Here is an 11,945-nt window from a genome sequence, read left to right as displayed (position 1 = left end):
GCTGCCCAAGCCCCCGCCCGCCCCCGCCCAACCCCCGGCCGCCGGGGGCCGGGCGCCGGGCCCCCGCCCGCCGATTGTTTCCCGCCAGCGGCGCTGGCAACCTGTAATGCAGACGAAAGTAGCGAAGCATGGCGCGCAAAGTTGTTGTGACCGGCCTCGGTGCCACGACGCCGATCGGCGGCGATGTCCCCACCCTGTGGCAGAACGCACTCAAGGGAGTCTCCGGTGTCCGCAGGCTCACCGATGACTGGGTCGAGAAGTACGAGCTGCCGGTCAAGATCGCTGCCAAGCTCTCCACTCCCGCCGACGAGGTCTTGAGCCGCGTCGAGATGAAGCGCATGGACCCCTCGACCCAGTACGGCGTCATCGCAGCCCGCGAGGCGTGGAGGGACTCCGGCATCGAGGAGGTCGACCACGACCGCCTCGCGGTTGCCTTCGCAACCGGAATCGGCGGCGTCTGGACTCTCCTGAGCGCGTGGGACACTCTCAAGGAGAAGGGACCACGCCGAGTCCTGCCCATGACAGTTCCCATGCTCATGCCCAACGGCGTGGCGGCGGCAGTGAGCCTGGATCTCGGTGCACGCGCCGGGGCCCACACCCCCGTCTCGGCGTGTGCATCGGGCACCGAGGCCATGGCCGTCGGACAGGAGCTCATCCGCTCAGGCAAGGCTGATGTGGTCATGGTCGGCGGAGCCGAAGCTGCGATCCACCCGATGCCGCTCGCCTCGTTCGCTGCAATGCAGGCTCTCTCCAAGCGCAACGACGATCCGGAACGTGCCTCGCGTCCCTACGACATCGACCGCGATGGGTTCGTCATGGGCGAAGGCGCCGGCGCGCTCGTGCTCGAGGCGGAGGAACACGCCCTCGCCCGCGGTGCGCGCATCTACGCAGAGCTCATCGGTACCTCGGTGACTGCCGACGCGTACCACATCACCGCGCCAGACCCCGAGGGCCTCGGCGCAACCCGTGCCCTCAAGGCCGCGATGTTCGACGCACGTGTCCAGCCCGAGGACATCGTGCACGTCAACGCCCATGCGACGTCCACACCCGTAGGCGACAAGCCCGAGTACACGGCGCTCAAGGCCGCACTGGGCAACCACGTGGACCAGGTGGCAGTCTCGGCCACCAAGTCCCAGATGGGCCATCTCCTCGGCGCCTCGGGCGCCGTAGAGGCCGTGCTCACGGTGCTCGCGGTGAAGGAACGCAAGGCTCCTGCCACCATCAACCTCGAGCACCAGGATCCCGAGATCCCGCTCGACGTCGTCACCACCGCCAGGGACCTCCCGAAGGGCGATATCGTGGCGCTGAGCAACTCGTTCGGCTTCGGCGGGCACAATGCGGTCATCGTGATCCGCAACCACTGACGCGTTCGCCGCGCGGATTTTCGGCCGCTCAGGGTGACGTCAACTGTACCTGCACCGTGAAGGGGCCCGCCGTTCGGCGGGCCCCTTCGTCGTTGTAGCCGGACGAGTCTGCGGTGTCAGCCGACCTGGTGGAGCCAGCGGACCGGCGCGCCTTCGGCGGCGTGCCTGAAGGGCTCGAGCTCCTCGTCCCAGGCCTCGCCGAGAGCCAGAGAGAGCTCGTGGTAGACGACGCTCGGATCGCCGGCACCGGCCTCATAGGCGTAGCGAATGCGGTCCTCGGATATCACGATGTTCCCGTGGACGTCCGTCATCGAGTGGAAGATACCCAGCTCGGGAGTGTGGGACCAGCGGGCGCCGTCCACGCTGGGGCTCGGCTCCTCAGTTACCTCGTAGCGCAGATGGGCCCAGCCGCGAAGCGCCGAGGCCAGTTGGGCACCGGTTCCGGGCTTGCCAGCCCAAGACAACTCGGCGCGAAGCATCCCCGGAGCGGCTGGCTGAGCCGTCCAGTCAAGGTCTGTCCGCTTGTCAACGACCGAGCCGATGGCCCACTCAACGTGAGGGCACAGCGCGCTCGGTGCCGAGTGCACGAACAGCAGTCCACGGGTCATCACTGCAGACATTCCATCCTCCATCGCTGTCGGTACGTCTTCCCCTACGACCGTCAGCAGGCGGTGTCCAGCGACCTGCGGCTATTGAGTTGTCTGCCTCCTGCTGGCCGAGAGCCGCTCCGAGCGACTCACGGCGACCGCGCTAGAGGCCGTTTCGCGACCATTCTGCCCGACCTCGGCCCGATATGCCAGTAGCCCGGCCGTCTATGCGCGCGGGTGCGCCGCGAGATAGCTCGCCCGGAGCCTCTCGACGGATACGTGGGTATAGAGCTGGGTGGTTGCGAGGCTCGCATGGCCGAGGAGTTCCTGGACGCTGCGAAGGTCCGCTCCGCCGTCGAGGAGATGGGTTGCTGCGGTGTGCCTCAGAGCGTGGGGCCCCCGGGCCGAGGTATCGCCCAGCTCCCGGAGCGCGCTGTCGACGACGTCGCGGGCCTGCCGCTGTCCGAGCCGCCCGCCGCGCTTCCCGAGGAAGAGTGCGGATCCACTGTCCGCGTTCAGGAGTGCGGCACGGGCACCCAGCCACCGGACGAGGGCGTCCGCGGCCGGCACCCCGAAGGGCACCGTGCGCTGCTTGTTCCCCTTGCCCAGCACGCGCAAAGTCCTGCGTTCGAGGTCGATCTCGTCGACGTCGAGCCCAACGAGCTCGCCGACTCGTATCCCGGTCGCGTAGAGCAGCTCGAGGACTGCCATGTTGCGCACTGCGACCGGATCGCCGGCCAGCGCCGCGTCGACCGCCGTATGGACGAGGCGCTGGGCCTGATCCTGGTGGAGGACTTCGGGCAGGTGCTGCTGACGCTTTGGCGCCGCGAGTCTGATCGAGGGATCCGCATCAATGTACCCCTCCCGCGCTGCCCACCCGAGGAAGGAGCGGGCCGCGGCAGACCTGCGCGCCAGAGTGGATCTCGACAGACCCGCTTCGCTCTGTCGCCCGAGCCAGCGACGCAGCATCCGCAGGTCGATGCCGCTGAGGTCCACAGCGCCGTCCTCTGCCGCGGAGCCCAGCATCGCCCTCAGGTCGGATTCGTAGGCCCGGACGGTGTGTTCCGAGCGGGATCGTTCGAGGGCGAGGTAACGCAGGAAGGCTGCCAGCGGAACAGTCAGCGGATCCACGGAGTCGGGCCGTGGCTCACCACCGCTCATGCCCCGCCCCCTCACAATGCGTTCTTCCGTGTCCTGCGCCGCATCCCGCTACCCATCTTCTCCCGCGCACTCCTGCAGGCGGCGGAGGCAGGCGAGCCGACACGCTCGGGTCGCCGTAGGGCAGGCCTTCCCACCAGGTACGCCTCGACGCCGCGCGGCACCTTCCCTGCTCCTTCGTCACGCCTCCCGTGTCCGTCGCCACCCGCCCTCGGATCGTTCGGCCATCCCGAGCAGCGAGAGCCTTCCCAACCCGGCACGAACCTCGGCCTCGCTCAGTCCCGCCACCACGGCCAGGTGCTCGAGTTGTGAACCACGCCGCACCGGCAACGCCTCAAGGACCATGAGGTCGACGAGGGAGAGTCCGTCGTGTGGCTTCGTCGGGGTGTCCCGCTCCTCAGGGAGCCCCTCGCCCGCCGGTGCAATGAGCTCGTACGCCTCCTTCGCCTCGGTGACACACATGGCGCCATCACGGAGGAGGCCGTGGCATCCGGCCGAATTGGCGCTGTACACGGATCCGGGAACCGCTGCGACCTGCCGCCCAAGGTCCACAGCCCTCCGCGCGGTGCTGAGCGCACCTGATCTCCAACGCGCTTCGACGACAACCGTCAGCATCGACATCGCGGCGATGAGTCGATTCCTCTTGAGGAATCGATGTTTGGAGGGGGCGGCCCCCGGCGGAAGCTCAGAAATGAGATGCCCCCGCCGGGCGACCTCCCTGAGCAGCTCCTCATGCCCCGAGGGGTAGTAACGGTCGACTCCCCCAGCCAGGACGGCCATCGTGGGCACCGCCGGGCCGGACGACGTCAGCGCCGCGCGGTGGGCCTGTCCGTCGATTCCGTATGCGCCTCCGCTGACGACCGTCACACCGAAGTCGGCGAGTCCACGCGCCAGCTCTCCTGCCACTGAGAGCCCGTAGCCCGTGGCGTCCCTTGAACCGACGACAGCAACGCACCGCTCCGTGTCGGGCAACGGCTCCTCGCCGCGGACCCACAGGCACAGTGGCCCGTCAGTTCCAAGCTCGGTGAGTCCGACGGGCCATTCGGCATCCTCGGGAATGACGAGCCTTCCGCCGAAGCGCGCGATGGTTTCGAGGTCACGTTCGGGTGCAAGGTGCGCCACTCTGGGACTCCACCTCTCAAGGGCTGCGGCCAGGCCGCCGCCAGCCTTTCCTGTGCCCGACTGAAGAGTTGCAGCCGGGCCTCTGCCCGCGCCGTCCAGAACCCGCGCCAGAGCAGCAAGGTCGTCGGCCGGCGCTTGCCCACTGGCGATCCTGAGTGCCTCGAGGGGGCCGAAGGCCTCCACGAGAAGCATCCCCACGGGGTCGAGCGGCTCGAAGAGCCGAGAAAGTGCTGCGCGCGCGATTCGTGTCTGGTCCATGTCTCGCCCCTCTGCGGCGCCGATCCAGCCGCCGCGTTCCTGATGTGTGGTCTTCATGCCGCACCCACCGCCTGACGGAGAAGCAAGGCCTGCCCCACCTCGTCGTCGCCGGGCCGGTCAATGCCCGCGAGGTCCGCCACCGACCAGGCGAGTACGAGAACAACGGACTAGCAGACCAGAAAGGGAACCCGAAATGTCCACTTCAACCAACCCCACCCCCGGCACCCGCGTCCTGAGCCGCTCCTTCGGGCTCGGCAAGGTCGAGTCAGTACCCGCGCCCGACGCCGTGCGCGTCGAGTTCGACAACGGCCACACGGTCGTCGTCCGCGCCCGCGACCTCTGGACCGCCGAGGACGACCTGACCGTCGCCGAGCTGGCCACCGTCGCCTACAGGCTCGGCGTCCACTTCTCCGACCTCGTGGCCGGACTCCGGAGCCAGGGCGGTGACCCTCGGTGATGAGCCGTTTGAGGGCACACCTCGTCCAGGGCACCGTCGCCGACGTCGCCGCCGAGGCCTACCGTCACGGCGTCAGCTTCGCGGATCTGGTGGCCTGGCTTGAGGCGACCGGACCGAGAATCCCGCGTCGCACTTGACGCACTAAGCACACTAAGACACACTTGAAGCACGAGATCCTCCATCCGGCAGGGTCCCCGGACCTCGGAGGGGAAAGCAATGACAACGATTCAGGACAACACCGGCCCCATCGAGGTCTGGCTCCGCGACAAGGCGCGCATGGGCATCGAGTGCATGGTCGTGTTCGACGACGAGCGCACCGATGTCCTCGACGTCGAAAGCCTCTCCATGAGGGGTGCCCAGCGGGAATTGACCGGGTGGCTGAAGACCTTCGGATACAGCCCGGTCGGACGGTGGGCTGCCGAGGACGCCAACGGCGGCGAGACGAGCCGGACCTTCAAGCGCGAGAAGCCGAGTCGGGAGTATCCGATCAACGTCTACGGATTGCAGTTCGACGAGAACGGGAATGAGCTTCGCCCGACCGCGACGTTCGACGATAACGAGACCCCCATACTCGTACTGAATCCAAAGAGCGACCCCGGCGGTCGGCCGGGCTGGGTCCTGAGCTACATGGAGGCGGAAGGCAACGGCGTCGATGATTTCTGGGTCACCAATGACCCTGAGTTCGATCGTGACTGGGTAATCAAGAAGGCGCAGACGCACCTAAATGACATCAGCTACCCGTGGCCCCGCCGCAGGCGAGAATTCAAGTGACGACACCCGTGACCGTGCTACCCATCTTGGCAGGCGCCCGGCGAGTTGCCCCCCAATGCCGCCGGGCGCTTCTAGGCCCCCCGAGCCGCTGAACGGCCCGTAGACGCGACAGAACAGCCGCGGATGGCTTGGTAGCCATCGGGGGCTTTCTCGTGGGGTCAGTTCCGTCCGGCGCGCTTACTTGGCCGGGTAGTCCCACTCCCAGCCCTTGGTCGCCCCGGGCTCGGTGTAGATGAGAGTGCCGTTGCCGGGGGGAACGTCGAAGGCCATCTTCCCAGTGGCGTTCTCGGCGGGACCCATGCTGCTGGGGAGCTGCTGGGTTGAATCGAGGCAGCCGAAGCTCGCGATGTTGCCGTTGACGGTCGTGCCGTTCCCGGCAATGGCCTTCCACCCGAAGATGTTCAAGTCCCAGGTCTTCATTGGTGTGCTGGCAAGATCGGATGTGGTCTGGGCGTCGAACGTCACGATTACGATCTGGCCGTTCTTGGGCTTGGGCGCATATTGCGCGGGGCAGGCCGTTGTGATTTCGATGGACTTGGCGACGAAGGTGGCCACGGTCTTGTCGTTGTAGGTGAGGCTGGCGGGCTGGCCGACGGCCTTGATGAGGTTCCCGCGGCTGCTCTTGGGGCCTTCCGTGGCGGTCGGCGTCGGAGTCGCCGAGGCACTGGCGGGCCCGGCAACTGCGACGCTGGGGGTGCTGTCCGGGGTGGCCTGCCCTGTGCTGCCGCACCCGGCAACAAGGAGCGAACAAAGGGCTCCGGCTGCGGCGATGAACTTCTTCTTCATGTGCGGTCTCCTGGAAACTCCCCCGGCGCCGTCGCAAAGGGCCACCCACGTAACAGGATACTCACATCTTTACACGTCTAATGCTGGATTTTCGATCTTCTTCCGGATGCGGTCGGTCCGGGCCGCGGCGTGCCCATGCGATCCACGCCTGGCACCGCTCCTGGTCAGTCCACGGGGTACGGGTTGGCCCGAGGGGTACGGCCCGCGTTGAACGCGGCGTACCCCTCGGATCGCACCTCGTGCGTCTCGTCGCTGCTGAGCATCACGAACACCATCCTTCCATCGTGCCTACCTCCGGATCTGGACTTCCGCGCTGGGGATGACCCACGTGGTCAGGCTCTCGGCGATGCGTCGACGATGAGCACCTGGGCGTTGCCCGCCGGTCATCACATAGGCGTCGCGGAGGCTCGATGTAGAACTTCGCACCGCCGCCGCGTGAACACTACCCGTGATTTCCAATGCCCTCTGGTCCAGGCCTGTCTGCGCCCGGCTATCCCATAGGTTCAGTCGTAAGGCCCTAGGAAGCGCTCTCCGTTGAAGTGGATGAGATGGCTTGGATCCTCAGCGCACCACACCTCGGTCTCCCATGCGATCTGGTGCAGGTACTTCCGCATTTCGCGTCGATCCGGGAAGCAAGACACGTACACGAGGCCCGGGCTTGCGTCAGCGAATAGCGCGGCGAGTTCGCTATGTCTCTTGGCGTCCACCGGCCCATGCGAAGAAGCAGCCTCCATGAGTACGAGCCATTGCCTGTCCGGAAGGTGCACGACGAGGTCCGGCATCTTGCCATGCTCGTCCACGGCGACTCCGAGCGCTTCGAGTCCGTCCTTCTCGAAGTGCGCCCACTTGGCGTCGGCGTCGCCGATATAGAGCACTTCCCCACCGGGTGTGAACTGCGGGCAGAACTCCTCAACCATCTGCTTGATGAGAACGTTTTGGCCGCCAGGTGACAACGTGAACGGCTGGCCGTTCGGAAGCGTGATTGGGATACGGTTCATCTCCCGAGCGGCTGCGTATTGCACCTTCAGTCCGGGCACCGCCGAGAGGTAGGCAATCAAGGCCGGACCAAAAGCCGCAGTCCCGTGCTTCTGGATCACGGCGAGCGCCTGCGGTGTGACTTGATAATTCCACTTCGGTGAGTTCACGGGCCGGTCTGGGCGGTCGGGATTCTGCTGTACCAGCAGGGCATCGCCAAATTGATGGAGAGTGAATCTACGGATGGTCTCGCGGGTGTTCGCCGCGTACTCGCGCTGGTATTCGTCACGGATCCAATCCATGATCGCCCGCGTTCCCAACATGGGGCTAGCGGCCGCCGACCAGGGGTCGCCTGGCCGAAGATGGAGCAATGCGAGGAATGTGAGGGCTGAGCGTTCATTGGTGCGCTCAGCGTCCATACCGAGCATGCCCAGGAGGATGCGTGCCTCCGCCACAATGTCGTTCGCGTTCATGCGGCTACCTCGGCCGAGTAGAGCAGGCGGGCAACGAGTGCGTCGATCGCGTCTTGGCCAGGAAGAGCTTCCGGTGCTCCCGTGCCGAGCCGCACGAGTGCGGCGGTGTCCGGGAAGCGCATCGTCCGGAGATCAGTCGCATTGACCTGTGTGTGGCCCGAGAAGGTCCTGAAGAACTTGTCCACGACCGAAGAGTTCAGCCATAGCGAGAGACCGTAGGCCAAGTGGCGGTCGAGGCCCCCACCCTTCACATGAAGTACGTTGACGTGGTTCTCGAAGGCGACCGGGCCAGGGGTGGTCTCAGGAGACCATACCGCGGCCACTATACGTCGCCGCTCTTCCTTGGCCGAGAACCTCTTAACGACGCAGTACCAGCCCTCGGGGACGAGCATCTTCTCGTCCCCCTCGGTGAGGGGTATGAACCACTGCGCCTTCTGAATCTCCCGGGGCCAGAGCACGCGGCCCTCGCGAACATTGCCGGGGTAGATCAGGGGAAGCCCCCCTTCGATGCCTTCGTAGCGCAGGCACTCGCGCGACCGGAAGTCGACGACACGACCTGTGGACACGGTTACGCCGAGCGAAGCGAGCGTACACGGCAGGCCCATCATTTCCTCGGCGATGGCAGTGTCGGCGTCATCCGTGGCGATCCGAATGAATTGGTTGAGGTCGTCGGGGCGTAGCACGTCGGCGTATGGCACTTGGCGGTGGGACGCGTCGTCCTCGTGGCCCCTACTAATCGAAAGTGTCACTGTCTCTCGTCTGCCGTGCTTCGTTGCCGAAATGATGACGTTCTCCTGCAATACCCCGGTGTCGGCGAAGACGGTCGACCGGGACTCGAACACATGCACACGGTCGAGGGCGAGTTCATGGAGGAGGTAGGAGCGGAACGCTCCAAAGTACGGCCCATTGCAGAACGAGCGCGGCGTGATCGCCACCAATTGGCCCCCCGGCGCGAGAGTCTGCGCCGCGACGGCCAGGAAGGCCGCGTACAGGTTGGGGGCGTCGGCCCCGAACTCGCGAACTGCGGTCCTCACCGGCGACGATGCCGCGAGTTTGGCGTACGGAGGATTCTGGATGACCAGATCGAAGCCTGTGAGCCTCGGGTCAGCGATGAAGCCCGTAGCGACAGAGATGAAGTCGCCCGTCACAATATCGAACGTTACTCGACCCCCACCCGCCACCACGCACGCTTCAAGCGTGTCGGCCAACCGCGGTACCACAGCCTCGTCACACTCAACCGCAACCACATGAACGGATACGTTCGGTCGCTCGGCGAGCACTCGCGAAACGATGGCCGCAGACAACATCCCGGATCCAGCTCCGGGATCAAGAACAGAAATTCGACCTTCCTGGGGCAGTCTCGGCATGCTCGCGATGAGGACTGCTGCCGCTGCCGGAGTGAAGAACTGTCCGAGCCTGTCTTGGCTCTTCGAATCGAGCCCGGCTAGGGCTGCCACCCGATTGATCTCGGCATGGGCAAGGAGGTCGTCGTGCATGCTAGCAATCCTGCCCCATCTCACCACCTAGGAGTAACAAGCCCCGCGGAGACCAACGAGGCCGTCACATGCCGGGCCGCCTCGCCATTCGCCCGGTCTAGGTGCCGCTGTCCTCGTCGTGGCGGGCCGCCTCATGGCATTGGTGCGGTCCCCGGGGCCGGGTCAGGAGCCCCGGCGCCGGAAGCTGTGGTGGTCAGTCGGACGGGGCCGGGGCCGCCCGGCCCTCGGTGAGCGGCGCGCGCTGGAACGAGCGTCTGAACGCCTCCGAGCTGGAGTTGTCCGGATGCGTTACCTCGGTCGGCGAGTCGTGCGGGGGTCCGCTGACGATCTGCCCGGAGGCGCCGTCACGGTGCTGGACGCCGCTCATTCGGCACCTCCCAGCCGTGGGAGTGCTTCGGGGTCCACCGGGGTCGGACGGCTCCGGGCGCTGGCGAACACTGCGGTCGCGAGCGGCACACCGGACAGGTTCGAGGCGAGGGCCCTGTCACCATCGGGTCCCTTGGTCACCTCGCCGGTCGGGGCGATGCCCGGGACGATGTGGACGCCGCCGAGGCGGGCCATGACGTCGCCGTGCTGCCAGTCGGTGGACGACGGGCTCATGCGAGCCGCGTCGGGGTCCGGCTGAGGCGGGGCGGGGGCGGTTGGGGTGTTGTCCATGACGTGTGTCCTTTCTCTTAGCCGTTGACGAGGTCGGCGGCCGTGATCGGCCCGACCTTGTTGATGAGGATTCCGAGGGCGGGGCGGGCGATGTCCGAGTTCGGGTGCCGTGCCTGGCGGACCAGTTCCTCAAGCTCGCGGTCCTGGAGTCGCCGGACGCGGTCCGCGAGGGTCTCGGGTGCGCCGACGATCTTCTCGACCACCTCGATGAGGCCGCTGTGGGCCCGCTTCGCGAGCGTGAACCGTGAGCGCGGGTTCGCGGGGAAGTCCACGAGGGAGATCTCCGAGAAGATGCCGTCCACGACGCGGCCATTCTTCGCGATCCGGTCGTGGACCACCCTTGGCTGGGAGACACCCACGGAGTACGCGGAGTACACGCCCGCTTTGACGAGCTGCACCGCGGTGGGCTCGACGACGTGGGTCCGGACCCAGATGCCCTCCGGCCGGACCTCCATCTGCACCGCCTTGCCAGCGGGCGCGAGGTTCGGGGAGTGCATGACCCGGACGTTCCCCCAGTCCGCGAACCACGTGCCCAGGCCCTTGATGGCGAAGTCGCGGTCGATGATCTGGGAGTCGAGATCGAGATCATCATCCGTGCACAGGCCTTCGACGTAGACGGTGGAGTCTGGCGCCGCGTCGGCCGCGATCGCCTTAGTGATCGGGACGTCGAAAGTGATGGTGTCTTCCGGTATCACTGGGTGCCTCCGGTCATCCACGCCCACTCGGTCGCCGCTGTCTCCTGGGCGGGTGTGGGCACGCTCACGGCCAGCCCTTGGGCCGCGTCGCGAGCCTGAGCCGCGGCATTCCAGGAAGCCGCGTTCTGTTCTCGCCGGTGCTCGGCGAGGACCTGGGCGGCCTCCTCGGGCGTGATCTCGTGCGGGGCCGGTTCGGGTGTGTCGGGGCCGCCACGTGGGACGCATGCCATGAAGCCCTCGGGGTCCTCCTGTGCGTACGCCGCGACCAAGTCAGGAATCCGCGGGAGCACCGTCTCGACGAAGTGCACAAGGTCATCGCCCGGCCACGCCTCGACGAGTGCCACGATCTGGCCCCTGGCGACCGCATCGACATCACTCCGGGGAACGCCGATCGGCGCCGCCGCGAGTGCATCGGCGGCCTCCTGGGCCTCTTGGGCGGCCGTCGCGATCTGCTCGGCAACCTTGGCCGCATCGGCGCGCACAGCCTCGGTGCGGAGCGCCCGGGCCTTCTCGACACGGTCGAGTGCGCCGAGGTAACTGGTCGCCGCCGCGACCGCATCGACGTCGCCGCGGTCGGCGGCTGCGTCTGCGTCGGCCTCAGCCGCGGCCCTCTGGGCGGCACGGGTCTGGACCTCGGCCGCGAGGTCCGCGAGCTGCCGGTCCACTTCGTCGCGCCGGTTCTTCAGCCGGGCCAGCGCCTCCCGGGCGCGTTCCGCGGCGTCCGCCAGGCGGGCATACGCAAGAACTTGTTCGTCGGTGACGGTGAGGCGGTAGTACGGCCTCAGTTCGGCCCCGGGCGCCTCCGTCGGCTCCAGGAGTTCGGGTTCAGCGATCGCCGTCATCGCGGGCCTCCTCTGCGTCCTCGGGGTAAGCCGCCTCGATGGCGCGCCGCACGACGCCCTTGATGAGGCGGTCCTCGCGACGGGCGATCATCTTGATCCGCTCGTAGGTCTTGGGGTCGAGGTCAACCTGCATCACGGCCTCCCAGGCGCGCAAAAGCCGGAGACGCTTGTCTCCGGCTTGGTGATCTTCAGTTTGGAAGGGGCCACATAACTCCAAGAGGGGGGTCGGTTCGGGGGAATTGCTTCCGGTCTCAATTGTATGAGCGAATGGGAGGAAACTCAATTATGCTAATAGGGTGCTATC

Annotated in this window: 14 protein-coding genes; 3 read left to right on the top strand and 11 right to left on the bottom strand. The window is 66.7% G+C overall.

All coding sequences use genetic code 11. The features are described 5' to 3' along the window. Positions 1–128 precede the first annotated feature (128 nt). On the top strand, positions 129–1,364 hold the full coding sequence (gene fabF, locus RBS60_RS11055) for a beta-ketoacyl-ACP synthase II (RefSeq protein WP_307957599.1): 1,236 nt from the start codon (positions 129–131) through the stop codon (positions 1,362–1,364). A gap of 116 nt (positions 1,365–1,480) precedes the next feature. Here the strand turns inward: fabF and RBS60_RS11050 are convergent, their stop codons facing one another. The 3 genes from RBS60_RS11050 to dprA all read right to left on the bottom strand — a co-directional run bounded on the left by RBS60_RS11050 (position 1,481) and on the right by dprA (position 4,546). After that, positions 1,481–1,984: a DUF3145 domain-containing protein gene (locus tag RBS60_RS11050; RefSeq protein ID WP_307957598.1), complete on the bottom strand. Its 504-nt coding sequence runs from the start codon at positions 1,982–1,984 to the stop codon at positions 1,481–1,483. A 192-nt stretch (positions 1,985–2,176) separates the two neighbouring features. Then, positions 2,177–3,112: a tyrosine recombinase XerC gene (locus RBS60_RS11045; protein WP_307957597.1), complete on the bottom strand. Its 936-nt coding sequence runs from the start codon at positions 3,110–3,112 to the stop codon at positions 2,177–2,179. A gap of 177 nt (positions 3,113–3,289) precedes the next feature. After that, positions 3,290–4,546 (bottom strand): DNA-processing protein DprA, encoded by a 1,257-nt coding sequence (gene dprA, locus RBS60_RS11040; RefSeq protein ID WP_307957596.1) that lies wholly within the window; start codon positions 4,544–4,546, stop codon positions 3,290–3,292. Positions 4,547–4,682: 136 nt separating this feature from the next. Between dprA and RBS60_RS11035 the strand changes: the two genes are divergently transcribed. Together RBS60_RS11035 and RBS60_RS11030 are read left to right on the top strand one after the other, a co-directional pair. After that, positions 4,683–4,946: a hypothetical protein gene (locus tag RBS60_RS11035; protein WP_307957595.1), complete on the top strand. Its 264-nt coding sequence runs from the start codon at positions 4,683–4,685 to the stop codon at positions 4,944–4,946. A 216-nt stretch (positions 4,947–5,162) separates the two neighbouring features. Continuing rightward, the gene (locus tag RBS60_RS11030) at positions 5,163–5,717 is read left to right on the top strand and encodes a hypothetical protein (protein WP_307957594.1); all 555 of its coding nucleotides are present in this window, start codon (positions 5,163–5,165) and stop codon (positions 5,715–5,717) included. Between the two features lie 177 nt (positions 5,718–5,894). Here RBS60_RS11030 and RBS60_RS11025 read toward each other — a convergent pair whose 3' ends face one another. The 8 genes from RBS60_RS11025 to RBS60_RS10990 all read right to left on the bottom strand — a co-directional run bounded on the left by RBS60_RS11025 (position 5,895) and on the right by RBS60_RS10990 (position 11,774). After that, complete coding sequence (locus RBS60_RS11025; RefSeq protein WP_307957593.1) at positions 5,895–6,503, bottom strand: hypothetical protein; 609 nt, start codon at positions 6,501–6,503, stop codon at positions 5,895–5,897. 503 nt (positions 6,504–7,006) lie between these two features. Beyond that, positions 7,007–7,951, bottom strand: coding sequence for a BsuBI/PstI family type II restriction endonuclease (locus RBS60_RS11020; protein WP_307957592.1), 945 nt, complete (start codon positions 7,949–7,951; stop codon positions 7,007–7,009). Further along, on the bottom strand, positions 7,948–9,447 hold the full coding sequence (locus RBS60_RS11015; protein WP_307957591.1) for an Eco57I restriction-modification methylase domain-containing protein: 1,500 nt from the start codon (positions 9,445–9,447) through the stop codon (positions 7,948–7,950). Before RBS60_RS11015 ends, RBS60_RS11020 begins: the two co-directional genes overlap by 4 nt. Positions 9,448–9,640: 193 nt before the next feature. Continuing rightward, the gene (locus RBS60_RS11010; RefSeq protein ID WP_307957590.1) at positions 9,641–9,814 is read right to left on the bottom strand and encodes a hypothetical protein; all 174 of its coding nucleotides are present in this window, start codon (positions 9,812–9,814) and stop codon (positions 9,641–9,643) included. Continuing rightward, positions 9,811–10,104 carry a hypothetical protein gene (locus RBS60_RS11005; RefSeq protein WP_307957589.1) on the bottom strand — a complete coding sequence of 98 codons (294 nt, stop codon included), beginning with the start codon at positions 10,102–10,104 and terminating at the stop codon, positions 9,811–9,813. The genes RBS60_RS11010 and RBS60_RS11005 overlap by 4 nt, the downstream gene beginning before the upstream one ends. Before the next feature lie 17 nt (positions 10,105–10,121). After that, a complete protein-coding gene (locus RBS60_RS11000; RefSeq protein WP_307957588.1) occupies positions 10,122–10,799 on the bottom strand; it encodes a hypothetical protein in 678 nt (225 codons plus the stop codon). Further along, positions 10,796–11,641, bottom strand: coding sequence for a hypothetical protein (locus tag RBS60_RS10995; RefSeq protein ID WP_307957587.1), 846 nt, complete (start codon positions 11,639–11,641; stop codon positions 10,796–10,798). Before RBS60_RS10995 ends, RBS60_RS11000 begins: the two co-directional genes overlap by 4 nt. Further along, positions 11,625–11,774, bottom strand: a complete 150-nt coding sequence (locus RBS60_RS10990) for a hypothetical protein (protein ID WP_307957586.1) — start codon at positions 11,772–11,774, stop codon at positions 11,625–11,627. Before RBS60_RS10990 ends, RBS60_RS10995 begins: the two co-directional genes overlap by 17 nt. Positions 11,775–11,945: the final 171 nt, after the last annotated feature.

This window comes from Sinomonas sp. ASV486 (assembly GCF_030908215.1).
GTDB classification, from domain to species: Bacteria; Actinomycetota; Actinomycetes; order Actinomycetales; family Micrococcaceae; genus Sinomonas; species Sinomonas puerhi.
The sequence above is the reverse complement of the archived record's forward strand: the minus strand, read 5'-3'. Positions and strand labels throughout refer to the sequence as shown.